The sequence below is a fragment of the Cupriavidus sp. PET2-C1 genome (genome assembly GCF_054515855.1).
The window spans coordinates 1,405,554-1,429,578 of the sequence record NZ_CM137259.1 but is presented as its reverse complement, the minus strand read 5'-3'; the positions used below and the strand labels follow the sequence as shown (position 1 = coordinate 1,429,578).

General features: G+C 67.5%; 21 protein-coding genes. 7 read left to right on the top strand and 14 right to left on the bottom strand.

The window, feature by feature from the left end; all coding sequences use genetic code 11:
* Nucleotides 1-131: 131 nt before the first annotated feature.
* The 7 genes from ACX12D_RS06525 to edd form a co-directional block, all read right to left on the bottom strand.
* On the bottom strand, nucleotides 132-953 hold the full coding sequence (locus ACX12D_RS06525; protein WP_459373343.1) for an alpha/beta fold hydrolase: 822 nt from the start codon (nucleotides 951-953) through the stop codon (nucleotides 132-134).
* A gap of 21 nt (nucleotides 954-974) precedes the next feature.
* Nucleotides 975-1,796 carry a peptidase gene (locus ACX12D_RS06520; RefSeq protein ID WP_459373342.1) on the bottom strand — a complete coding sequence of 274 codons (822 nt, stop codon included), beginning with the start codon at nucleotides 1,794-1,796 and terminating at the stop codon, nucleotides 975-977.
* Nucleotides 1,797-1,950: 154 nt separating this feature from the next.
* Nucleotides 1,951-2,775 carry a transglutaminase family protein gene (locus ACX12D_RS06515; protein ID WP_459373341.1) on the bottom strand — a complete coding sequence of 275 codons (825 nt, stop codon included), beginning with the start codon at nucleotides 2,773-2,775 and terminating at the stop codon, nucleotides 1,951-1,953.
* A gap of 40 nt (nucleotides 2,776-2,815) precedes the next feature.
* Nucleotides 2,816-3,769 carry an alpha-E domain-containing protein gene (locus tag ACX12D_RS06510; protein ID WP_441633667.1) on the bottom strand — a complete coding sequence of 318 codons (954 nt, stop codon included), beginning with the start codon at nucleotides 3,767-3,769 and terminating at the stop codon, nucleotides 2,816-2,818.
* Nucleotides 3,770-3,863: 94 nt separating this feature from the next.
* Nucleotides 3,864-5,336: a circularly permuted type 2 ATP-grasp protein gene (locus ACX12D_RS06505; RefSeq protein ID WP_267606113.1), complete on the bottom strand. Its 1,473-nt coding sequence runs from the start codon at nucleotides 5,334-5,336 to the stop codon at nucleotides 3,864-3,866.
* Nucleotides 5,337-5,599: 263 nt separating this feature from the next.
* Nucleotides 5,600-6,109 carry a gluconokinase gene (locus tag ACX12D_RS06500; RefSeq protein WP_459373340.1) on the bottom strand — a complete coding sequence of 170 codons (510 nt, stop codon included), beginning with the start codon at nucleotides 6,107-6,109 and terminating at the stop codon, nucleotides 5,600-5,602.
* A 173-nt stretch (nucleotides 6,110-6,282) separates the two neighbouring features.
* Nucleotides 6,283-8,169 (bottom strand): phosphogluconate dehydratase, encoded by a 1,887-nt coding sequence (gene edd, locus ACX12D_RS06495; RefSeq protein ID WP_459373339.1) that lies wholly within the window; start codon nucleotides 8,167-8,169, stop codon nucleotides 6,283-6,285.
* A 337-nt stretch (nucleotides 8,170-8,506) separates the two neighbouring features.
* On the opposite strand from edd, the gene ACX12D_RS06490 reads away from it, so the two are divergent.
* Nucleotides 8,507-9,445, top strand: coding sequence for a MurR/RpiR family transcriptional regulator (locus ACX12D_RS06490; protein ID WP_150983851.1), 939 nt, complete (start codon nucleotides 8,507-8,509; stop codon nucleotides 9,443-9,445).
* Here the strand turns inward: ACX12D_RS06490 and ACX12D_RS06485 are convergent.
* The 4 genes from ACX12D_RS06485 to ACX12D_RS06470 form a co-directional block, all read right to left on the bottom strand.
* Nucleotides 9,357-11,795: a DNA internalization-related competence protein ComEC/Rec2 gene (locus ACX12D_RS06485; RefSeq protein ID WP_459373338.1), complete on the bottom strand. Its 2,439-nt coding sequence runs from the start codon at nucleotides 11,793-11,795 to the stop codon at nucleotides 9,357-9,359. The two genes, ACX12D_RS06490 and ACX12D_RS06485, sit on opposite strands and share 89 nt — an antisense overlap.
* Nucleotides 11,796-11,868: 73 nt before the next feature.
* A complete protein-coding gene (locus tag ACX12D_RS06480) occupies nucleotides 11,869-12,750 on the bottom strand; it encodes a TatD family hydrolase (protein ID WP_459373337.1) in 882 nt (293 codons plus the stop codon).
* Between the two features lie 28 nt (nucleotides 12,751-12,778).
* Nucleotides 12,779-13,528: a lipoprotein-releasing ABC transporter ATP-binding protein LolD gene (lolD, locus tag ACX12D_RS06475; protein ID WP_441633656.1), complete on the bottom strand. Its 750-nt coding sequence runs from the start codon at nucleotides 13,526-13,528 to the stop codon at nucleotides 12,779-12,781.
* Nucleotides 13,521-14,771, bottom strand: coding sequence for a lipoprotein-releasing ABC transporter permease subunit (locus ACX12D_RS06470; protein WP_459373336.1), 1,251 nt, complete (start codon nucleotides 14,769-14,771; stop codon nucleotides 13,521-13,523). The genes lolD and ACX12D_RS06470 overlap by 8 nt, the downstream gene beginning before the upstream one ends.
* Nucleotides 14,772-14,923: 152 nt before the next feature.
* Between ACX12D_RS06470 and ACX12D_RS06465 the strand changes: the two genes are divergently transcribed.
* Together ACX12D_RS06465 and recJ are read left to right on the top strand one after the other, a co-directional pair.
* Nucleotides 14,924-16,048: a hypothetical protein gene (locus ACX12D_RS06465; RefSeq protein WP_459373335.1), complete on the top strand. Its 1,125-nt coding sequence runs from the start codon at nucleotides 14,924-14,926 to the stop codon at nucleotides 16,046-16,048.
* Nucleotides 16,049-16,075: 27 nt separating this feature from the next.
* Nucleotides 16,076-17,773: a single-stranded-DNA-specific exonuclease RecJ gene (gene recJ / locus ACX12D_RS06460; RefSeq protein ID WP_459373334.1), complete on the top strand. Its 1,698-nt coding sequence runs from the start codon at nucleotides 16,076-16,078 to the stop codon at nucleotides 17,771-17,773.
* A 21-nt stretch (nucleotides 17,774-17,794) separates the two neighbouring features.
* Here the strand turns inward: recJ and ACX12D_RS06455 are convergent, their stop codons facing one another.
* Entirely contained in the window at nucleotides 17,795-18,517 is a 723-nt protein-coding gene (locus ACX12D_RS06455) for a peptidoglycan DD-metalloendopeptidase family protein (protein ID WP_459373333.1), read from the bottom strand.
* Between the two features lie 211 nt (nucleotides 18,518-18,728).
* On the opposite strand from ACX12D_RS06455, the gene prfB reads away from it, so the two are divergent.
* The 4 genes from prfB (at nucleotide 18,729) to ACX12D_RS06435 (ending at nucleotide 23,338) form a co-directional block, all read left to right on the top strand.
* Nucleotides 18,729-19,833 (top strand): peptide chain release factor 2 gene (prfB, locus tag ACX12D_RS06450; protein WP_441633646.1). Its coding sequence is split into 2 segments (ribosomal slippage): nucleotides 18,729-18,809 and nucleotides 18,811-19,833, totalling 1,104 coding nucleotides; the frame shifts between segments, so codons are not numbered across the junction.
* Between the two features lie 98 nt (nucleotides 19,834-19,931).
* Nucleotides 19,932-20,702, top strand: coding sequence for an SDR family oxidoreductase (locus tag ACX12D_RS06445; protein WP_441633644.1), 771 nt, complete (start codon nucleotides 19,932-19,934; stop codon nucleotides 20,700-20,702).
* 40 nt (nucleotides 20,703-20,742) lie between these two features.
* Nucleotides 20,743-22,281 (top strand): lysine--tRNA ligase, encoded by a 1,539-nt coding sequence (lysS, locus tag ACX12D_RS06440; protein ID WP_043344898.1) that lies wholly within the window; start codon nucleotides 20,743-20,745, stop codon nucleotides 22,279-22,281.
* A gap of 271 nt (nucleotides 22,282-22,552) precedes the next feature.
* Entirely contained in the window at nucleotides 22,553-23,338 is a 786-nt protein-coding gene (locus ACX12D_RS06435) for a glycine zipper 2TM domain-containing protein (protein ID WP_459373332.1), read from the top strand.
* A gap of 60 nt (nucleotides 23,339-23,398) precedes the next feature.
* Here ACX12D_RS06435 and iscX read toward each other — a convergent pair whose 3' ends face one another.
* Entirely contained in the window at nucleotides 23,399-23,593 is a 195-nt protein-coding gene (gene iscX / locus ACX12D_RS06430) for a Fe-S cluster assembly protein IscX (protein WP_006160183.1), read from the bottom strand.
* A 56-nt stretch (nucleotides 23,594-23,649) separates the two neighbouring features.
* Nucleotides 23,650-23,988 (bottom strand): ISC system 2Fe-2S type ferredoxin, encoded by a 339-nt coding sequence (gene fdx / locus ACX12D_RS06425; protein ID WP_441633639.1) that lies wholly within the window; start codon nucleotides 23,986-23,988, stop codon nucleotides 23,650-23,652.
* Nucleotides 23,989-24,025 lie beyond the last annotated feature (37 nt).

The following is a 24,025-nucleotide window of genomic DNA, read 5'->3' as shown; positions in this document are numbered from 1 at the left end:
AAATCGGGATTATACATGAGAGGCCGCCTGCTGCAGCGCCGCATTTGCGACAAGTCGCCTTGCCCGGCAGCCACTGAGACGCTTTCGCCGCTTCGGACTCGTGTCCACGCCACCGCCCTGTCCTGCCCGGGCTACGGACGCGCGCAGGCGGCGCCGCCGTCCCGCATTTGCCCGACCAGATCGCGGATCAGCCCGGCGGTCTGCCCGGGACGCTCCATCGGATACAGGTGCCCGCCTTCGATAAAGCGCAGGCGCTCGCCCACCAGCTTGCGCGTGGCGCCGAGCCCGCATTGCCGCACTTCGCGCGAACGCGTGCCGGCGACAAAGCTGACCGGCACCGGCGCGCCGCGCGCCACGCGCGCGCCCAGGCTGGTGGGCAGCGTGCGGTATATCTGGTACTCGATCTCGCGCTCGAAGCGCAGGCGGCGCTCGGCGTCGTTGCCGGTCGGCTCCGTGCCATGCATCGCATAGTCGCGCAGCACTTCCTCGTCCCACGACGCGAACACCGGCTTGGCGCGGAAATGCGCCCACACCGCCTCGGCATCCGGCCAGTGCGTGCGCCGCCGCCGGGTCGCGGCAGCCGGGCTGGGCCGCTCGTCCAGGCCGAAGCGCTGACCGGCCTTGAGCAAGGCGGCGCGCCACCCGGCAATCACGGGCGAATCCAGCATCACCACACCGCGCACCCACTGCGGGCGGCGCAGCGCGGCCATCAGCGACAGGAACCCCCCCAGCGAATGCCCCACCAGCCACACTGGCTCGCGGTACTTCTGCTCGATCGAAGCCAGCAGCTCATCGACCAGGTGCGGCCACTCGCGCGTGACCGGGAATTTCGGGTCGTGGCCATAACGGTCCACGGCACGGATCTCGAAATCGTCTTCCAGCGTTCCGAACAGCTTGCGGTAGGTGCTGACCGGAAAGCCGTTGGCATGCGAAAAATGCAGAATGTCGCGCATCGGGGTATTCGCAGCGCGCCCTCAATCCTGTGTGCCGGCACGTTCGCGCGTGGCGCGCACAGGCTGGCCCCAGCGGTCGCCCGCGCCCTGGCGCGCCAGCGGAAACTCGGCCGGCGCGTCGGCATCCCACTCGGGATCGTTGATCTCGCCGAAGACCTGGCGCAAGCGTTGCCCCCAGGTATCGCGGATCATGCGGAAGTAGGCGTTCTTCTCGTCAATGTTGACAAAGCGGGTCACGCGCAGCGAATCGCTTTCGTAGACCAGCAGGTCCAGCGGCAGGCCCACCGAGATGTTCGACTTCAACGTGGAGTCCATCGAGATCAGCGCACACTTGGCGGCCTCGCCCAGCGGCAGCGTCGGCTCGACCACGCGATCGATGATGGGCTTGCCGTACTTGGCCTCGCCGATCTGGAAATAGCAGTTCTCGGGTGTGGCCTCGACGAAATTCCCGGCAGCGTACACATGGAACAGGCGCACGCGTTCGCCGCGGATCTGGCCGCCGAAGATCAGGCTCACATTGAACTCGATGCCGGCCTCGCGCAGCGCATGGGCGTCGTGCTTGTGCACCTGGCGCACCGCGTCGCCAACGATGGCGGCCGCCTCGAACATATCGCGCGCCGTCCACAGCGAGCGTTTCTCGTCGCGGCCCTCCGCCAGAATCTGGCGCACCGCCTGGCTGATTGCCAGGTTGCCCGCGGTCAGCAAGACCATCACGCGGTCGCCCGGCTCCTCGAACACGGTCATCTTGCGGGCGGTCGAGATCGCATCGACACCGGCATTGGTGCGCGAATCGGAAAGGAACACCAGCCCGGCATCCAGCCGCATGGCTACACAGTACGTCATGATCTTGTCTTGTAATGGTGCACATTCAGGTGCACATTCACGCCCGGCGCAGCGCCAGGCCTGCCGTCCGGGCCAAGGCCGCATTCTAGCGCCGCGGTGGTGCGCCCGGAAACTTGCAGCGCGCCCGTTTCTGGTGCGCGGCGCACCACTTCAATCACTGCAACGGCGCAATGGCGATCTCGACCGCCAGCCGCTCGCCGCTGCCCCCTTCGCGAATCCCCCGTACCGGTGCGGCCATGCGATAGTCGCGCCCGACCGCCAGCCGGATATGGCGCGCGTCGCTCAGGCAGCCGTGGGTCACGTCGATGCTGCACCACAACTCCTTGCCGGCATCCACGCAGACATCGGCCCAGGCGTGGCTGGCCAGCTCCGACGCGGCCGGGTCATAGAAATAGCCGCTGACGTAGCGTGCCGGCACGCCCAGGGCCCGGCAGCATGCCACCATCACTTGCGCCTGGTCCTGGCAAACCCCGCTGCCCAGTGCGAACGCGTCGCTGGCCGGGGTGTCCACATCGGTGCTAGCTGACTGGTAACGCACCCGCCCGGCGATGCCGCCGGCCAGCGCCAGCAGCGCGGGCACCGTCGCCCCCGCCGCCAGGTAGGGCGCGGCAAAATGCACCATCTCCGGCTTGGCGGCGGTCAGCGGCGTGCCGCCAAGGTAATACAGCGGCGATACGCGCGCCTCGCCGGCTGGCGGCGCATCGCAGAAAAACGGCCCGTTCGCATCCGCTGGCGGCGTCACATCGACCACGCCGCTGGCCTCGATCACCAGCGTATGTGCGGGCCCGGCCACGGTGAAGCTGTGCACGATATTGCCGAAGCCGTCACGCGCCTCGGACAGGTTGCCGGGAACGGACAACTGCCATTCCTGCACGGCCTGCAGCGGACCCGAGCGCGGCGCGAGCCGCAGTTCGTGCACGCTGCGCCGGACCGGCTCGGCGTAGCGGTAGACCGTCTTGTGGTGAATCTTGTATTTCATGATGTGGCGAAGCCGGCACAACCTCCCCACGTTTTATAGGTCAGGCAGCGAGCAGCGGCACGAGGAAATCCCGGCTGATGCCGTTGCCGAGGTCGCCGATGCGCTCCAGGAAACTGGTCAGGTAAGCATGCAGCCCGACGGCGAAGATGTCGTCGATGCGCGCATATTTCAGATCGGCGTGGAGTTTACCAGCCTGGCGCTCGGTCTCCGAAGAAAGGTGGTTGCCCACCAGCGCCAGGATCGACACCACCTCGTCCATGCTGGACACCAGCGAGCGCGGCATGTCGGGGCGCAGCACCAGCAGTTCGGCCACGCGCTCGGGCGTGATCACGGTGCGATACACCTTGCGGTACACCTCGAACCCTGACACCGAGCGCAAGACAGCCGCCCAGTGATAGAAATCGTTGGCGTCGCGATTGGGATCGCTATCGTCGACCGTGCTGGCCTGGAACTTCACGTCCAGAATCCGCGCGGTATTGTCGGCGCGTTCCAGGAACGTGCCCAGCCGCATGAAGTGGAAGGCATCGTCCTTGAGCATGGTGCCAAACTGCACGCCGCGGGCCAGGTGGGAGCGGAACTTCACCCACTCGAAGAACTGCGAAGGATCCTCGCGCAGCACGCCGTCGGCGATCATGCGCTGCACGTCGAGCCAGGTGGTGTTGATGGTCTCCCAGACCTCGGTGGTCAGCGAGCCGCGCACCGCGCGCGCGTTCTCGCGGGCCGCGCGCAGGCAACTCATGATGGACGAGACATTGGTCATGTCGCGCACCATGAAGTCGATCACGTCGTCGCGCGTGAGCAGGCCGTACTTCTCGTCGAACACCGTGGTCAGCTCGGAGATATCGAGCATGGCCCACCAGCCTTGCTCCGCCACTTCCGCGGATTGCGGCAGCAGCGAAGTCTGGTAGTTCACGTCCAGCATGCGCGCGGTGTTCTCCGCGCGTTCGGTATAGCGCGCCATCCAGAACAGATGGTCGGCGGTGCGGCTAAGCATGGTCAGTCCCCTCGTACAGCGCTGTTCGCCCGCGCGCCGCCGGCAACGCGGCGGCCAGCGCGGGAATCACAAACAATCCTGCGGGCGCCGCGCGTCAGCGCTCCAGTACCCAGGTGTCCTTGGTGCCCCCGCCCTGCGAGGAGTTGACCACCAGCGAGCCTTCGCGCAGCGCAACGCGGGTCAGCCCGCCCGGCACCATGCGCACGTCCTTGCCGGACAGCACGAACGGACGCAGGTCGATGTGGCGCGGCGCGATCCCCGACTCGACATAGGTCGGGCAGGTGGAAAGCGCCAGCGTGGGCTGCGCGATGTACTGCTCGGGACGCGCGCGCACGACCTCGCGGAACGTGTCGATCTCCGCGCGCGTGGCGGCAGGCCCCACCAGCATGCCGTAGCCGCCGGCCCCGTGGGTTTCCTTGACCACCAGCTCGCTCATGTGGTCCAGCACGTACTGCAGGTCGTCCGGGCGGCGGCACATGTACGTCGGCACGTTGTTGAGGATCGCTTCCTCGCCAAGGTAGAAGCGGATCATGTCGGGCACGTAGGGATAGATCGACTTGTCGTCGGCCACGCCCGTGCCGATGGCATTGCAGATGGTGACGTTGCCCGCGCGGTAGACCGAGAGCAGCCCCGCCGCGCCCAGCGTGGAATCCGATCGGAACACCAGCGGGTCGAGGAAGTCGTCGTCGACCCGGCGGTAGATCACGTCGATGCGCTGCGGGCCCTGGGTGGTGCGCATGTAGAGGTGGTCGTCCTGTACGAACAGGTCGCTGCCCTCGACCAGTTCCACACCCATTTGCTGCGCCAGGAAGGCATGCTCGAAGTAGGCGGAGTTGTACATGCCGGGCGTGAGCACCACCACCGTGGGATCGGCGATGTTCTGCGGCGAGACGCCGCGCAGCATGTCGAGCAGCAGGTCGGGATAGTGCGCCACCGGCGCCACGCGATTGCGCGCGAACAGGTCCGGGAACAACCGCATCATCATCTTGCGGTTCTCCAGCATGTAGGACACGCCGGAGGGCACGCGCAGGTTGTCTTCCAGCACGTAGAACTCGCCCTCGCCAGCGCGTACTACGTCGATGCCCGCCACGTGGGCGTAGATATCACGGGGCACGTCGATGCCGAGCATCTCGGGGCGGTACTGCGCGTTGTTGTAGATCTGGTCTGGCGGGATCACACCGGCGCGGATGATGTCCTGCCCGTGATAGATATCGTGGATGAAGCGGTTCAGCGCCGACACCCGCTGGCGCAGGCCGCGCTCAAGCGTTGCCCACTCGCTGGCGGGGAAGATGCGGGGAATGACGTCGAACGGGATGGTCCGCTCGGTACCGCTGTTGGACTCGTCTTTCTCACCGTAAACGGCGAACGTGATGCCCACGCGCCGGAAAATCAGGTCGGCCTCGGCGCGCTTGTTGTCCATGGTGCCTTCGGACTGGCGCGCCAACCAATCCGCGAACTGCTTGTAATGCCCTCGCACGGCACCTGCCGGCAGGGACTCGCCCGCGTGGATTGCTGCTGCCACGCCATCTTGCCAATCGAGCATCTCGTCGAAAAACCGCGCCGCCATGATGGCCGTTCCCCCATGATTTAGGTGCCGCCCAAACTGCCGGCTATCCCGTTTTGATTGGCTTGTTGTTCCCGGCACAGCACCTTGAGATCACCACCCGAGGCCCGGCGGCTTGGCCGCGGACCGTCTCGTCATGCTTCGAAGTGCTGTCCCTATAGGATACCTATGACCACGAAAGCCGCAAGCGGCAGGCATTCGCGCCATCAAACATGGATAAGCAAGATGTTTGCCAGCCTTCGCTTCGGGCCGGCATTGGCATCGGTTCAACGAGCGATCGCCGCGCCTTGTTGCGCCTGCACACCGGCCAGGATGCGCTGCACCAACGCATCCGGCGTCTGGCGGATATCGAGCACCAGGGCGTCGCGCGGCTCCTCCAGGGTCTCGAACTGGCTCTGTAACAGGGCGGGATTGAAGAAGTGGTCGCTGCGCTCGGCCAGGCGGCCGCCAATGATCGCTGCATCGCCCTTCATGTAGACAAAGGTCACGCCGCCATCGGCGGGCGTCAGGCGGTCGCGGTAGGTTTGCCGCAGCGCGGAACAGGTAAAGACGTGGGTGCGCCCCTCGGCGCGGGCCGCATCGATCGCCGCGCGCATCGCGGCCAGCCAGGGCCAGCGGTCGTCGTCGGTCAGCGGGATCCCGTTGTGCATCTTCGCCTTGTTGGCGGCGCTGTGGAATTCATCGGCGTCGTGGAAGCCGCATTGCAAGGTCTTGGCCAGCAACTGGCCGACCGTGGTCTTTCCGCTGCCGGAAACGCCCATCAGGATGTAGATCATGTCTGCTCCAACGATCATGTTCGGATGGTTTTCCCATCCTTGTCGGTAGTCCCCGCGCCGGTCAAGCGTTCAGCCATGAAGCCATGATAGGACCCGCATGGGCCGGCTCGGGGTCGTCTCCGCCGGCCATCGACCGCCGGAGACACAAATGACACAAATTTAAGGGGCGCTGCCTATTGTGCGACGGCTGCGCCCGTTTGGACAGCGCCGGGCGCGTCGGCCTCGGAGAGGTCCAGCGCGCTGCCGCCCTCTTCCGCGATCCGCGCGTTGCGGCGGAACAGCCCGAACAGGCCCCGGCCGACGCTGAAATTCGTGAAGGCGTCGTCCGGCAGCACGGCAGAAGCACGCGTGTCCAGGTCGCCGTCGCCATTGGCGGCGCCGAGCCATTCCAGCGTGCCCGCCACGGCGTCCACGCGGATCCGGTCGCCGTCACGCACGCGCGCCAGCGGGCCGCCGGCAAGTGCCTCAGGCCCCACATGAATGACCGCCGGCACCTTGCCCGAGGCGCCCGACATGCGGCCATCGGTCACCAGCGCAACCTTGTGGCCGGCGTCCTGCAGCGAGCCCAGCACCGGGGTGAGGCGGTGCAGTTCGGGCATGCCGTTGGCGTTGGGCCCCTGGAAACGCACGACCGCGATCATGTCGCCCGTGAACTCGCCAGCTTCGAACGCAGCTTGCAATTGCTCTTGCGAGTCAAAGACGCGGGCCGGTGCTTCGACCACCCGATGCTCGTCCGCCACCGCCGACACCTTGATCATGCCGCGGCCAAGATTGCCTTGCAGCAGGCGCAGGCCGCCCTCGGCGGAGAACGGCTCGGCCGCGGTGGCCAGCACCGTGGCATCGCCGCTGACCGCGGCGCCGTCGCGCCACTGCAGCACGCCGTCGATCATCACGGGCTCTTGCGTGTAACGGGCCAGGCCACGCCCGGCCACGGTCTCCACGTCCTCGTGCAGCAACCCGGCGCTGAGCAGCTGGCGAATCACGTAGGCCACGCCGCCCGCGGCGTGGAAGTGGTTCACGTCGGCCGAGCCGTTAGGGTAGACCCGCGCCAGCAGCGGCGTGATGCGCGAGAGGCGGTCGAAATCGTCCCAGTCGATCAGGATGCCGGCCGCGCGCGCCATCGCCACCAGGTGGATGGTGTGGTTGGTCGAGCCGCCCGTGGCCAGCAGGCCGACCACGGCATTGATCACCGCGCGCTCGTCCACGATGCGCGCCAGCGGCAGGTAGTCGCCGCCCCGCGCCGTCAGGGCCAGCGCGCGCTGGGCCGCGGCGGCGGTGAGCGCGTCGCGCAGGCCGCTGTCCGGATGCACGAAGGCCGCGCCCGGCATATGCAGGCCCATGATTTCCATCAGGAACTGGTTGCTGTTGGCGGTGCCGTAGAAGGTGCACGTGCCGGCGCCGTGATAGGCCTCGCATTCGGCCTCCAGCAAGGCTTCGCGGCCCACCTGGCCGGTTGCGTAAAGCTGGCGCACGCGCGCCTTTTCCTTGTTGGACAAGCCCGTCGACATCGGCCCCGCCGGCACGAACACCACCGGCAGGTGGCCGAACTGCAGCGCCCCCATCAGCAGGCCCGGCACGATCTTGTCGCACACGCCCAGCATGACCGCGGCATCAAAGGTGTTGTGCGACAGCGAGACCGCAGTGGCCATCGCAATGGCATCGCGCGAAAACAGCGACAGCTCCATGCCGGCATTGCCCTGCGTGATGCCATCGCACATCGCCGGCACGCCGCCCGCCACCTGCGCCACTGCGCCAACGGCACGCGCGGCCTCCCGGATCACGCCGGGATAGCGCTCGTACGGCTGGTGGGCCGACAGCATGTCGTTGTACGCGGTGACGATGCCGAGGTTGGCAGCATGCTCGACCCGCAGCTTGAGCTTGTCATGCGCGGGCAGCGCGGCCAGGCCGTGGGCGAGATTGGCGCAGGACAGCCCGCGCAAGGGGCCCAGCTCCTGCTGAGCGCGTTCGCAGCGCGCGAGATAGGCGGCGCGGCTGCGCTGGCTGCGCGCGATCACGCGCTCGGTGACGGCGTGGACTTCGGCGTGGAGGGCTTTTGACATTGGGGGAGTTCCTGGTCGTGATGCCTGATCGTATCCGGGAGGACTTGGGGGACTTGCGGGCGCCGGCTGGCACCGGTTGGCACTATTGTTTGTAGATTTTCTACATTATATCGAAAGCCGAATTGAAAGCACCATGCACATACATCACAAAGCGCTTTATTCATGGCATATTTAGCGCACATAGGTGAAATCCCTACCCGGCCGCCACGCTGAAGCCGCGATGGCCCCGCCTCTGATTATGTAGAATATCTACATGCCGCTCGATCCGTCGAGCCACGGACTCCGGGGCCAAAGCCAGAACAATTCCCCGGCACAGACAGCCCATCCCTGCCCTACCATGCGCGACCGAATTCTTGCCGTCTATGACACGCTTCGCCCCTCCGAACGCCGCCTGGCCGACTATGTCGCCCGCCACGGCGCCAGCGTGATCCGTTTGTCGATGCCCGAACTGGCGGAGCGCGCGGGCGTGTCCCAGCCCACCATTGCGCGCTTTTGCGCGGCGCTGGGCTACGACGGCTTTCGCGAGTTCAAGCTCCAGTTCGCCCAGAACGTGGGCGGCGGCACGCCCTTCGTGCACCAGGACGTCAAGGCCGAGGACCGCCCCGCCGATATCGCCGGCAAGGTGTTCGACCGCACCATCGCCACCCTGATGACCGTGCGCAATGCGCTCTCTGCGGACCAGATCGAACATGGCATCCAGCTGCTCGCCGCGGCCAGGCGCATCGAGTTCTATGGCTGCGGCAACTCAGGCATCGTCGCCCTGGATATCCAGCACAAGTTCTTCCGCCTTGGCATGCCCACGGTGGCCTATTCGGACTCGCACGTCTTCAGCATGTCGGCGGCGCTGCTCGGGCCCGGCGACGTGGCCGTGCTGGTCTCTAACAGCGGGCGCACCTGGGACATGCTGGCCGCCGCCACGCTCGCCCGCGCCAGCGGCGCCAGCGTGCTGGCGCTGACCCACAGCGGCTCGCCGCTGGCCGCGCTGGCGGACGTCTGCGTGTTCTCGGACGTGGAGGAAGACAGCGAGGTCTACACGCCGATGACCTCCCGCATCTGCCATCTGGTACTGGGCGACGTGCTGGCAGCAGGCGTCGCCCTGGAGCGCGCAGACACCGTCTCGGCCGGCCTGCAACGCGCCAAAGCGCACCTGCGCGAGCGCCGCATCGCCCAGGCCGAGCCCGCGCATCTCAGCGAGGCGCAGGCGGCGCCGCGCGCCAGTAGCGCCGCGCGTGCTGGCGGTAAGCCTGCAGCGCGTAAGACTCGCCGCGCGTCGTAAGCTGGACCGCGCCGGTCTCGTCGCTGCGATAGCGGGCGATCTCGTGCGAACCGTAGCGGTCCCAGATCTCGGGCCGAGGATGCCGGTGGCGGTTGCGGTAGCCCACCTGGAACAGCGCGACCTCCGGCGCCACCACGGCCAGGAACGCGCCGCTCGATGAGGTGTTGCTGCCGTGATGCGGCACCTGCAGGAAGTCCGCACGCAAGTCTTGCGTCGACAGGCGTGCCAACAGCGCCGCCTCGTCACGCCGGCCGATATCGCCGGTCAGCAGCAGGCTGCGCGCGCTGCCCGCCACCTTGAGCACGCAACTGCGTGCATTGCTGTCGATGGCGGCATTCTGCGCGGCGCCCGGCAAGGGATGCAGCATGGCAAAACGCACGCCATCCCACTCCCACTGCTGCCCCGCCTCGCAAGGCTGCGCCTCCAGGTGCGCAGCGCTCGCCGGCGGCACCAGCAGCCGATGTCCCGGCGGCGCGCCCGATAGCAGGCTGTCCACCGGCAGCGCCGCCATGATGTCGCGCGCACCGCCCGCGTGGTCCGCGTCTTCATGGCTGATCACCAGCGCATCCAGCCTGCGCACCCCCGCGCCGCGCAGGAACGGCACGATGTCCCGCGCGCCGGCGCTGTTGCCCAGTTCGCCACGCGCGGCGCCCCAGCCGTAAGCCGGCCCGGCGTCGTAGAGCAGCACGCGCGAGCGCGTTTCCACTAGTACCGCCGTGCCCTGCCCGATATCGATCGCAGTGGCGCGAAACTCCCCGTGCGCCACTGGCTGCCGCCCCGCCAGCACCATCGGCAACAGCAGTACCACGCCATGCAGGCGCGCGCGCACGCCACAGGGCACGGGCGCCAGCAACAGCAGCGCGCCGAGCACCGCCAGCGCCAGCGCCGCCGGCCCGGCGCGCGCGGCCTGCCACACCGCCCACGGCGGCGCCGACAGCCACTCCAGGCCCAGCACCAGCCAGTGCAGCAGCAGGTGCGCGGGGCTGAGCAACCAGCCCGCCAGTGGCGCGGGCACCGCCGCCGCCAGCAAGGCCATCGGCGTCACCAGCAGGCTGACCAGCGGGATCGCCACTGCATTGGCCAGCGGCGAAATCACCGAGACCTGCTGGAACAGCAGCAAGGTCAGCGGCACCAGCCCGATAGTGACGGACCATTGCGTACGCGCGGCCTGCGCAAGGCTGGCGCAAACACGCTGCCAACGCGTCAGCGCGGACTGATTGGCCGGTTGCGCCGCCGCCAGGAAGATCACGCCCACCGCGCCGAAGGAAAGCCAGAAGCCGGGCGACAGCACAGCCCAGGGGTCGAGCCCGATCGCCACGAACGCCGCCCAGGCCAGCACCAGCGAGGCCGGCGGCGTGCGCCCGCTCCAGAGTGCCAGCGCCGCCACCACCAGCATCGACACGGTGCGCAGCGCCGGCACCTGCATGCCCGCCAGCAGGCCGTAGACGAGGGCCGCGATCACCGCGCCCACCAGCGCGGCGCGGCGTGCCGGCCACCACAGCGGCAAGGGCCGCGGCAGCCATCGCCCGAGCCCGAACGAATGCCGCCACAGCCAATGAACCAAGCTGGAGAACAGGCCGGAAATCATGGTGATATGCAGGCCGGAAATGCTGATCAGGTGGCCGATGCCGGTGCGCGTGAACAAGGTCCAGTCCCGCTGCTGGATGCCCTGCTGATCGCCCACCACCAGGGCCGCCAGCACCGGGGCGAAGCGGGCATCGGCTGGCAGGCTTTGCAAGACGTGATCGCGCACCTGCGCCCGCCATCGCGCGATCCGCCACGCCAGCCGTTCGCCGACAGCGTCCCGCGGCTCGCCGATGGCATCGCGCACATGGCCAGTGGCGCCAAGCCCGGCCGCCATCAGCCAGAACTCGTAATCGAAGCCATGCGGGTTGGCCAGGCCATGAGGCTGTCGCAAGCGCACGGTGAAGACGTAGCGCTCGCCCGGCCGCAAGCCGGCCGGGGCATCCTCCCAGCCCAGCAAGACGCGGGGCGGCATGCCAGCTGCATCGTCGAGCGCGAACACGAAGCGCTGGCCGCGCGCGGCCTGCGCCGGCAGCCCGGCCACCACGCCACTCACCTGCAGGTCGACCCCTTCCAGCCCGGGCGCGAGCCGCTCTGCCAGACGAACCTCGGCGCGCCACGCCGAACAGCCGAAACCAGCCAGCAGCGACAACGCGATCCAGGCCACCCGCGCCCAGCCAGGCCGGCGCGTGCGCAGGCCCAGCGCGAGCGTGGCCGCCAGGAACCCGGCAGCCGCCAACACCCACGCCGCGCCGCCACGCGGCAGCGAGCCTTGTTGCTGCAGCCACCAGCAGCCCGCCACGAAGGCGAGCAAAAACAGACGCATGCGGACTCCCCCAACGGGTAGATGGGATATCGGATGCGTCTGCTTATACGGCCGTCACCGGCCGCCAGACTTGTCAGGATGAAACGGGTTGGTTGCCGATTGTTTCGCCCCGGGCCAAAGCAGGCAATGCCGAGGGGAACATGGTTGACGCGAACGCGCCCAGCCGCGGCAAGGCGGCCACGGAGTTGCGCCACATCGCCTGCGCCAGCGGCGCGGCATCCAGCCCGCGCAACTCGCCCAGCACGCGCGCCACGCCGGCCACTTCGGCAGGCGTGTTGCGCGCCTTGTGCTGCTCGCCGAACTGGTCGTCGGACAGCCAGGCGGGCGCGATGTCGGGTGCGTCGGTTTCCAGCACGATGGCGTCGAGCGGCAGCTCCGTCGCCAGGCGCCGGATCTGGTTGGCGCGGCTGAAAGTCAGGTTGCCGCCGAAGCCCAGCTTGAGGCCCTGGTCGATAAATCCCCGCGCCTGCTGCACGCTGCCGTTGAAAGCATGGGCAATGCCCTGGCGCACGCCGATGCGGCGCAACTGGGCCGCCACCTGGTCCTGCGACTTGCGCACATGCAGCAGCACCGGCAAGTCCAGCTCGCGCGCAATCTTGAGTTGCTCGGCATAGATCCAGGCCTGGTGCGCGGCATCGAGGCCGGGCACGAAGAAATCGAGCCCGATCTCGCCGATGCCGACGAAGCGCGGATCGGCCAGCGAGGCTTGCGCCTCGCTGCGCAAGGCGTCGAGGTCGGCCTGCCCCGCGCCCGGCGTGCACAGCGGATGGATCCCCAGCGCGTAGACGCAGCTAGCGTGGCGATGCGCCAGCGCCCGCACCGCGGCAAAATTCGACACGGCCACCGCCGGCAGCACGATGCCCGTCACCCCCGCCGCGGCAGCGGCGGCGGCAACGGTGTCACGGTCGGCATCGAATTCGCCGGCGTCGAGGTGGCAATGCGTATCGATCCACATGGCGGGTTCCGCTGGCGCCAGGGCGCTCTCAGCGCTCGCGGTGAATATGCCCGTCGCGCAATCGCAGCACGCGATCGCAGCGGCTGGCCAGGTCGAGGTCGTGGGTCACGATGACAAAACTGGTGCCCAGCGTGCGCGACAGCTCCAGCATCAGGTCGTAGACGCCGCCCGCGGTATGGTCGTCCAGGTTGCCGGTGGGCTCGTCCGCCAGCACGCAGGCCGGGCCGCCCACCAGTGCGCGGGCGATCGCCACCCGCTGGCGCTCGCCGCCGGACAGCTCGCCGGGCCGGTGCTGCGCCCGGTCGCCCAGGCCCACGCGCTCCAGCACCGTCATCGCCGCCGCGCGCGCCTCGGGCTGGCGCAGCCCGCGGATGCGCATCGGCATGGCCACGTTATCCAGCGCGGTGAACTCGGGCAGCAGGTGGTGGAACTGGTAGATGAAACCCAGCTCGCGGTTGCGCACGATATTGCGCTCGCTCTCGCGCAGCGCGGTGAAAGGCCGGCCCTTCAAGGCGACCCGCCCGCTGTCGGGGTTGTCGAGCCCGCCCAGCACGTGCAGCAGCGTGCTCTTGCCGGAACCAGAAGCGCCCACGATGGCGACCTTCTCGCCCGCATCCACCCGGACATCCACGCCCTTGAGCACGGTCACGTCCAGGCCGCCCTGGCGGAAGCGCTTGGTCAGGCCTTCGGCCAGCAGCACCGGCGTATCCGAGCCGGCCTTGCCAGCGGCGTCAGCAGCATTGCCGGCCGGTGCGGCGCGCATCAGGGTTTCACTCATAGCGCAGCGCCTCCGCCGGGTTGACGCGGGCAGCACGCCAGCTTGGGTAGAGCGTGGCCAGGATGGACAGCACAAAGGAGACGATACCGATGGTCGCAATGTCGTTCACGCGGGGATCCGAGGGCAGTTCGCTAATGAAATAGATGTCGCGCGGCAGGAACTGCACATGCAGCAGATGTTCGATAAAGGGCACGATCACATCGATGTTGAAGGCGATCAAGGCGCCGCCGGCAACCCCCGCCAGCGTGCCGATAAAGCCAATGGCAACGCCCTGCACGATAAAGATCTTGGTGATCGAGCTCGGCTGGGCGCCCATGGTGCGCAGGATGGCGATGTCGGCCTGCTTGTCCGTCACGGTCATGACCAGCGTGGACACCAGGTTGAAGGCCGCCACCGCGATGATCAGCGTCAGGATGATGAACATCATGCGCTTCTCGGTCTGCACCGCGGCAAACCAGTTGCGGTTCTGCTTGGACCAGTCCCGCAGGTAAAGCTCGCCCGAGAGCGTGCCGGCCAGCTGGTCGGCTACCTGGGGCGCGCGCTGCATGTCCGTCAGCTTCAAACGCACGCCGGTGGGCCCGGCGAGGCGGAACATGGCTTCGGCGTCGCGGATATTGATCAGCGCCAGCGCGTTGTCGAACTCGAAATGGCCGGACGAGAACACGCCCACCACCGTGAACTGCTTGAGCCTCGGCAGCACGCCGGCCGGCGTGATGGTGCCCTGCGGCACCACCAGCGTGACCTTGTCGCCCACCTGCACGCCCATCGCGTTGGCCAGCTCATTGCCCAGGGCGATGCCGAACTCGCCCGGAAGCAGCTGCTCCATGCTGCCGCCCCGGAACTGCTTGCCGATATCGGAAACCTTGGGCTCTTCCGAAGGCTCGACCCCGCGCAGCAGCACGCCGCGCACGGCGTCCTCGCGGGTCAGCATGGCCTGCGCGGCCACATAGGGCGCAGCACCGATCACTTCCTTGTTGCGCATCGCCTCGGCGGCGGTCTTCTGCCAGTCGGGCAGCGCCCCGGGGCCGACCACCTCGATGTGCGACAGCACCGAGAGCATGCGATCCCGCACTTCTTTCTGAAAACCGTTCATCACCGACAGCACCACGATCAGCGCCGCCACGCCCAGCGCGATGCCGAGCATGGAAATCATCGAGATAAAGGAAATAAAGGTGTTGCGGCTGGCACGCTTGCTTGCGCGGGTGTATCGCCAACCGATCTGCCACTCGTAAGGAAAGTTCAAGAGGGTTCCTGTTGTTAAGGAGAAACGCCGGCGCCACACCGCCGACGCCACTGATGACTTGCTGGCCGCACACCCGGGGCGCCACTGTCGCAACCGAGGCCAGGGACGATATTTCCGCCGCCAGCCAGCCGCAAGTTTACAATCTCGGCACCATGATGACGCACCTGACCCTGATTGTGCCCTTTTCTGTCCCGCCCGGCGCCGCGATCGACGCCGACGGCGGGGGCAACGACGCCATGCTCGAAGCCCTGCTGCGGCAGTTGGAGTTGCCGGCGCTGGGAAAGTTGCTCACGCGCGCCAGCCCCGGCCCGCGCGAGCGGCACGACGACCCCTTCCTGCGCGCGCTGCCGCATGAGCGCTGGCTAGCCGGGCGCGCCGGGCTCGACACAGCCCGTGTGCCCAGCGCCCCGTACATGCGCCTGACCGACATGACCGCCGCCGGCACCGGTGCCACGGCGGACGATGGCCAGGCCTGGGCCTGCCTGCAGCCGGTGCATATCCATGCCGCGCGCGACCACCTGGTGCTGATGGACCCGGCCCAGCTGCATATCCGGGCCGAGGAGTCCGCCGCCCTGCACGCCGCGGTGGCGGCGCTGCTGCAGGAATCCGGCATTGTGCTTGAGACACCGCACCCGGCGCGCTGGTACATCCCGCAAGCCGTATTCGGGCCGCTTGTGGCCGCCAGCCCGCTGCGCGCCACCGGGCGCAATATCGATGTGTGGATGCAAGCCGGCGAGCGCGCCCGCGACTGGCGCCGGATCCAGAACGAAATCCAGATGACCTGGTACGACCATCCGGTGAACCAGGCCAGGGAAGCTGCGGGCGAGATCTCCATCAATTCGGTCTGGCTCCACGGCGGCGGCACCCTGCAGCCGGTGCCGCGCCTGGCGGACACGGTATTGACCAGCGACGCCTTCCTGCGCGGCGTGGCGCTGGCCGGCGGCGCGGCATGCCAGCCCCAGCCGCCGCGTTTCAAGGCAATCCAGGCGATGCAGGGCAGCGCCATGGTGCTGCTGGAGGACGCCGTCGAGTCCCATATCGCCCAGGACTGGGGCCTGTGGATCGAGCGCATGCACACGCTCGACGCTGAATGGTTCGCGCCCGCCCTGGCCGCCCTTGAAGCCGGGCAGTTGCAGGCGGTCACGCTGACGCTGTCCGGCGACAACCACTACGCCGAGTTCACCGTGCGCCGCGCCGACCTGCGCAAGTTCTGGCGCGGCCTGGGCCAGCGCGGCGACTGGCGCGCGCTGCTGTCCGACCTCGCCTATGCCGCCTGATCCCCTGGTTTTCCGCAAGACCCCGCAATGACAAAAATCGCCGTTCGTTCCTTTTCCGCCGAATATGCCGGCAAGCTGGCCGGGATCGGCCTGCATCCCACGCTGGCGCGCATCCTCTCGGCACGGGGCGTGCGCGAGCCGGCCGAGCTCGCCACCGAGCTGCCCGGCCTGGTGCCGCCGGCGGCCATGAAAGGCATCGACCACGCGGCCACCTACCTGGCCGACGCCATCGCCGCGGGCCGGCGCCTGCTGATCGTGGCGGACTATGACTGCGACGGCGCCACCGCCTGCGCGGTAGGCGTGCGCGGTTTGCGCATGCTGGGGGCGCGCATCGACTACATCGTGCCCAACCGCTTCGAGTACGGCTACGGCCTGACCCCGGAGATCGTGGCCCTGGCCGCCAAGCAGCAGCCGGATGTGATCGTGACGGTGGACAACGGCATTGCCAGCGTCGACGGCGTGGCGGCGGCCAATGCGCTCGGCATCGACGTGGTGGTGACCGACCACCACTTGCCCGGCGACCAGCTGCCCGACGCGGCCGTGATCGTCAACCCCAACCAGCCCGGCTGCGAATTCCCGAGCAAGAACCTGGCGGGCGTGGGCGTGATGTTCTACGTGCTGCTGGCCTTGCGAGCCGAACTGCGCCGCCGCGGCGTGTTCGACGCGCAGACCCAGCCGCGCCTGGACACTCTGCTCGACCTGGTGGCGCTAGGCACCGTCGCCGACGTGGTCAAGCTCGACAGCAACAACCGCATCCTGGTGGCGCAGGGCCTCAAGCGCATGCGCGCCGGCCGCATGCACGCCGGCGTGGCCGCCCTCTTCCGCGCCGCCGGGCGCGAGGCCACGCGCGCCAACACCTTCGACCTGGGCTTTGGCGTGGGCCCGCGCCTGAACGCCGCAGGGCGGCTGGCCGACATGTCGCTAGGCATCGAATGCCTGCTGACCGACGACGCCAACCGCGCCTGGGAAATCGCCCAGGAACTCGACGGCATGAACCGCGAGCGGCGCGATATCGAAGCTGGCATGCAGCAGGAAGCCTTGCAGATCCTGGAAGGCCCGCTGGGCGCGCTGGATCCGGCCGCGCGCTTTACCGTCAGCGTCTTCAACGACACCTGGCACCAGGGCGTGATCGGCATCGTGGCCTCGCGGCTCAAGGAAAAATACCACCGTCCCACCATCACCTTCGCCCCGGGCGACGAAGACACGATCAAAGGATCGGGCCGCTCCATCCCGGGCTTTCACCTGCGCGATGCGCTGGACCTGGTGTCCAAGCGCCATCCCGGCCTGCTGAAGAAGTTTGGCGGCCACGCCATGGCGGCCGGACTGACCCTCTGCGCCGACAGCTTCGGGCAGTTCATGGAAGCGTTCGAGGCGGTGGGGCGCGAATGGCTGAGCGACGAGCAGCTGGCGCGGGTGATCGAGACCGATGGCGATATCGAGGATGCCTGCTTCAGCCCGGAATTCGTCTCGCTGCTGGAGCAGCAGGTCTGGGGCCAGGGCTTCCCTGCGCCCACCTTCTGCGGCGAGTTCGACGTGCTGCGCCAGAGCGTGCTCAAGGGCAAGCACCTGAAGCTGCAGCTGGGGCGCGGCAGCCAGCGCTTCGACGCGATCTGGTTCAACCATGCGGATTCGCTGGGCGCCAGCGCGCTGGTGGCCTACCGGCTCGACAACAACACCTTCAACGGCATCACACGGGTGCAGATGGTGATCGAGCACGCGCAGTAGCGCGCCCGGCCAGCGGGTGGCTTAGCCGCGCGACGGCAGCAGCCCCGCCGGATCCACCGGCTTGCCGTTGTTGCGTACCTCGAAATGCAGCTCGCTGTCGGCCGTGCCCATGCGCCCGACCTCCTGCCCGCCGGATACCTGCGCGCCCTCGCTGACCGAGGGCTTGTCCAGGTTGCCATACACCGTCAGCCAGTTGTCGTCGTGCTTGATGATCACCAGCATGCCGTAGCCGCGCAGGTCGCCGACGTGGATGGCCTTGCCGGCGGCGGCCGCGCGCACCACGCTGCCGGGCGCCGTGTTGATGCGCAGGCCCTTGCTGGCAGGCGGCCCGTAGCCGGCGGTCACGCGGCCGTCGGCCGGCCATTGCAGGCGGATGCTGGTGGCGGGCGCGCGCGACGGCGCGCTGTTGTCCACCCGCGGCGTGTCCCCGACCGCCACCGGGCCGTTGCCGGCCCCCGTGCCGGCGCTGGCGCCAGCCGGCGGGCGGACCCGCAGCAGTTGCCCGACTTCGATCCGGTCCGCGCTGGGCAGCTGGTTCCAGCGCACCAGGTCGCGCACGGCGCGCTTGTGCCGCCGGGCCACGGTGTACAAGGTGTCGCCGCTCTGCACCCGGTAGTAGCCATCCGGTGCGGGTTCGCTGGCCAGGGTGCCGCAGCCGGCGGCCAGGCACGCCGCAGCGGCCGCGGCCAGCAGGCCAAGCGCGCGGCGCCGCGCGCTCGTCTTGTCGTGGTTGCTTTGCTTCATCACGTACTTATCGTCCCTCCCTGTCCTTAACTTGAAGCCTGCCTGGTGGCCGGCCTTGGGCCGACAGCACGTTCGAGTCTGCCATGGTGCACCCGCAACTGTAGACCCTCCAGGGGGCAATCCGTTCGAAATCGCGCAACAGACACGATCACAGCCGGGGCAAAAGCACCCGATCCGCTATAATTCAAGGTTTTGAAAGCGCAGGAACATCATGGAAGCAGAACGCCTCAACGCCATCTCCGGTGCCATCTCTGATCTCCGTTCGCGAACGGAAGATCTACGGGGGTATCTTTGACTACGATGTCAAAGTAGGACGACTCGACGAAGTCAACGGCGAACTCGAGGACCCCGAGGTCTGGAACAACCCCAAGCGGGCCCAGGATCTCGGCAAGGAAAAGAAAATGCTGGAGGGCGTGGTCAGCGTGCTCGGCAAGCTCACGGACGACCTTAGCGGCGCCGACGAGCTGTTCGAGCTCGCCCGCGAAGAAGGCGACGACGACACGCTGGAAGCCATCGAAACCGACGTTGCCGGCTTCGAGGCCATCGTCGCCGACATGGAATTCCGCCGCATGTTCTCCGGCGAAATGGACCAGGCCAACGCCTTTATCGACATCCAGGCCGGCGCCGGCGGCACCGAAGCCTGCGACTGGGCCTCGATGCTGCTGCGCCAGTACCTGAAGTACTGCGAGCGCAAGGGCTTCAAGGCCGAAGTGCTGGAAGAGTCGGAAGGCGACGTGGCGGGCATCAAGAGCGCCACGATCAAGGTCGAGGGCGAGTACGCGTTCGGCTACCTGCGCACGGAAACCGGCGTGCACCGCCTGGTGCGCAAGTCGCCGTTCGATTCGTCGGGCGGCCGCCACACGTCGTTCTCGTCGGTCTTCGTCTACCCCGAGGTCGACGAATCGTTCGAGGTCGACGTCAATCCGGCGGACCTGCGCGTGGATACCTACCGTGCCTCCGGCGCGGGCGGCCAGCACATCAACAAGACCGATTCGGCCGTGCGGATCACGCACATCCCGACCGGCATTGTGGTGCAGTGCCAGAACGACCGCTCGCAGCACCGCAACCGCGCCGAAGCCATGTCGATGCTGAAGTCGCGCCTGTATGAGCACGAAATGCGCAAGCGCCAGGCCGAAGCCGACAAGCTGGAGTCGTCCAAGACCGATGTGGGCTGGGGCCACCAGATCCGCTCGTACGTGCTGGACCAGAGCCGCATCAAGGATCTGCGCACCAACGTGGAAATGTCCAACACGCAGAAGGTGCTGGACGGCGACCTGGATCCCTTCATCGTAGCCAGCCTGAAGCAAGGGCTGTAACCACGCAGCGGCGCCACGCCGCCGCCACGCGCTCCCGGCAGGGATCGGCGTGTGGCGGCGGCAGGTGCGGCCACTCACCTGCCGGGACAATCTTGACCATGACCGCAGCATCGACCGCAGCAACGCATCTGATCATCATCACGGGCACCTCGCGCGGGCTCGGTGCCTCGCTGACGCAGGCATTGCTCAAACCGGGCAACCGCCTGGTGTGCGTGTCCCGCAGCCGCAATCCCGAGCTGGAACGGGCGGCGTCCGCCAGCGGCGTCAAGGTAGCCTGGCACTTGCAAGACCTCTCCCAAGCCGGCCCGTCGGCAACCTGGCTCGGCAGCGTCCTCGATGTCGTCGAGGAGACGCTTGCCAGCGTCACACTGATCCTGAACGCGGGCGTGATCGATCCGATCGGCCCCATCGCCAACCTGCGCGAACCGGCGGTGGTGCAGCATCTGCTGACCAACCTGGCCACGCCGATGACCATGACCGCGGCCTTCCTCTCGCACACCGAGCGCTTTGGCTGCCCGCGCAAGATCCTGGCGATCTCCTCCGGCGCGGCGCGCCGCCCGGTCGAGGGCTGGAGCGCGTATTGCGCCGGCAAGGCGGGCCTGGACATGTTCGTGCGCTCCATCAACGCCGAATACGCGCAGGCGCCGGCCGAACGCGCCGTGCGCGCGGTAGCGCTGGCGCCGGGCGTGGTCGATACCGGCATGCAGGCCACCATCCGCAACGCCGACTTTGCACAGGTGCAGCGCTTCCGCGACCTCAAGGACAACGATCAGCTGGCCTCGGCCGACGACACCGCGCAGCGTATCGCTGCGTACCTGCAGCGGCCTGACTTCGGCAGCACCGAGCTCGACGACATCCGCAATACATGAACCTCGCGCGGGCCTGGCCCGAGCGACTCACCAAGACATCATGACCGAATCCAACCGCGCTCCCGCCGAGACCAACGTCCCGGCCGCAGCCGACGAAAACAAGATCATCGCGGAACGGCGCGAGAAGCTCCAGGCCCTGCGTCAGCAAGGCCCGGCCTTCCCCAACGACTTCCGCCCGACCCACCAGGCTGCCGCGCTGCACACGCAGTACAGCGAGACCGAGCAGGCCGTGCTCGAAGCCACCCCGGTGGAAGTCGCCATCGCCGGGCGCATGATGCTCAAGCGCGTGATGGGCAAGGCCAGCTTTGCCACCGTGCAGGACGGCTCGGGCCGCATCCAGTTCTACATCAGCCGCGATGCGATCGGTGAAGACGTGTACGCCGCCTTCAAGAAGTGGGACCTGGGCGATATCGTGGCGGCCCGCGGCACGCTGATGAAGACCAAGACCGGCGAGCTGTCGGTGGCGGTGACCGAGTTGCGCCTGCTGTCCAAGAGCCTGCGTCCCCTGCCCGGCGACTACTACGGCCTGGCCGACCAGGAACAGAAATACCGCCAGCGCTATGTGGACCTGATCGTGTCGCCGGAAACGCGCGCCACCTTCCGCGCCCGCACCAACGCCATCAGCTCGCTGCGCCGGCACATGGCCAGCAACGACTTCATGGAAGTCGAAACTCCGATGCTGCACCCGATCCCGGGCGGCGCCACGGCCAAGCCGTTCATCACCCACCACAACGCGCTGGACATGCAGATGTTCCTGCGCATCGCGCCCGAGCTGTACCTGAAGCGCCTGGTGGTGGGCGGTTTCGAGCGCGTGTTCGAGATCAACCGCAACTTCCGCAACGAGGGGGTGAGCCCGCGCCACAACCCTGAGTTCACCATGATGGAGTTCTACGCGGCCTACACGGACTACCGCTGGCTGATGGACTTCACCGAGGACCTGATCCGCCAGGCCGCGATCGACGCGCGCGGCAGCGCCGTGCTGACCTACCAGGACCGCGAGCTGGACCTGTCCAAGCCGTTCCATCGCCTCACCATCACGCAGGCCATCCAGAAGTTCGCGCCGCAATACACCGACGCGCAACTGGCCGACACGGAATTCCTGCGCGCCGAGCTGAAGAAGTTCGGCATCAACACCGGCGCCCCGCAATTCCTTAACGCGGGCCTGGGCACGCTGCAACTGGTGCTGTTCGAGGAAACCGCCGAAAGCCAGCTGTGGGAGCCGACGTTCATCATCGACTACCCGGTGGAAGTCTCGCCGCTGGCGCGCGCCTCGGATACCCAGCCGGGCATCACCGAGCGCTTCGAGCTGTTCATCACCGGCCGCGAGATCGCCAACGGGTTCTCCGAGCTGAACGACGCCGAAGACCAGGCCGAGCGCTTCCGCAAGCAGGTCGACCAGAAGGATGCTGGCGACGAAGAAGCGATGTACTTCGACGCCGACTACATCCGTGCGCTGGAATACGGCATGCCCCCGACGGGCGGCTGCGGCATCGGCATCGACCGTCTGGTGATGTTGCTGACCGACAGCCCGAACATCCGCGACGTCATCTTGTTCCCGCATCTGCGCCGCGAGGACTGACGCGGCGCGGCAGCCTCGCCGGGCTGCCTCGCACAGCAAAAAGCCCCACCAATGTTTGGTGGGGCTTTTTGCTTGTGGCTGCGAGCTTGTTACAAACACAGCCCGCGAAGGCCATGCAGTTTCGCTGCCAAGCCTCTGATTTAAAAGAAAATTTCAGACTACAGAAACTTACAAAATCAAACGGAAAATGGCAGTGAATTGGGCCAAACTAGGTCCATCGAACCGCTAGCCATCAGTACCGCTGACCGGCTGCGTTTGCGAGGAAAATAATATGTCGAATCCGACCTTGCACCAATCCAACGAGCCTGCCATGCCCGCTTCCCTGCCCACCCAACGCCGCCTGCATCCGCTGGTCGGCGCCGCCGCGGTAGCCATCGTGATCGCCAGCCTGACCGCGGTCGCCGCCATGACCGGCGTGCTGCCTACCAGCAAGGCCATGCAGGGAGCGCAGCAGTCCCTGACTGCGCCTGTCGCCGCCAATGGCACCACCAATGCCACCGTCAATGGCGCCGACACCGCGCAACTGCCGGCGCCGGGCAGCACCACGCGGCCGCCCGAGGCCGCGAACCTGGCGCAAGCGCCCGTCGCCCCGGCCGCACCGGCACCCGCACCCGCTGCACGCCGCTCCCAGGAGCGCAGCAGCGCCAGCCGCGATGCAGGCTATGGTCCCGCGCCCAGCCGCAATGACAACGGCGCCTATGCCGAACGCCAGCCGGCGCAAGGCAGCGCGTATGCCGGCCGCGTCGTAGCCATCACCCCGATTGAAGCGCCCAAGCCGGCCAGTGGCCTGGGCGCCGTCGGCGGCGCGGTCATCGGCGGCCTGCTCGGCAACCAGATCGGCAAGGGCAATGGCCGTATCCTGGGCACCGTGGCCGGTGCCGTGGGCGGCGGCTTTGCCGGCAACCAGATCGAGAAGACCGTGCGCAAGGACACCAGCTACCAGGTCCGCGTGCAGATGGACAACGGCAGCCACCGCACCTTCACGTATCAAGCCGACCCGGGCGTGCAAGTCGGGGAACGTGTGCACATGCAGGATGGCCAACTGGTCGCTGGCTGAGCCGGCATCCGCACAGCGAAAAAAAACCGCGTGAGACGCGGTTTTTTTTCGTTCCAGCCTTTATTCGGCTTCTTCAATCCAGGCGGATTGAATCGCTTCCAGGATCTTCTCGCCCGAGCGATCGGCGACATCGGCAAAGCCGTCCAGCTCCATGACCCAGCGGTGCAGGTCGGTGAAGCGGATGGTGGTGGGATCCACGTCCGGGTACTTGTCGTACAGGGCGGCGGCGATGTCGTAGGTGTCGGTCCACTTCATGGGAATTCTCTCCGGTCAGCTCTGGTCAGGCCAGCAAGTCAGCGAGCGCGCCGCGCTCAATGCTCTTCCTTGGCATGGTTGATCGTGTACTTGGGGATCTGCACGGTGAGGTCGCCGTCGGCCACCAGGGCCTGGCAGGACAGGCGCGAGTTGGGCTCCAGGCCCCAGGCCTTGTCGAGCAGGTCTTCCTCTTTCTCTTCGGCCTCTTCCAGCGAGTTGAAGCCCTCGCGCACCACCACGTGGCAGGTGGTGCACGCGCAAGACTTCTCGCAGGCGTGCTCGATCTCGATGCCGTTGCTGAGCAACGCGTCGCAAATGCTGGTACCGGCTTTGGCTTCGAACACGGCCCCTTCGGGGCAGAGTTCGACGTGGGGCAATACGATGATCTGTGGCATGGAATGTCCTGGATATAAATAGGGTGCGATTGGCCTC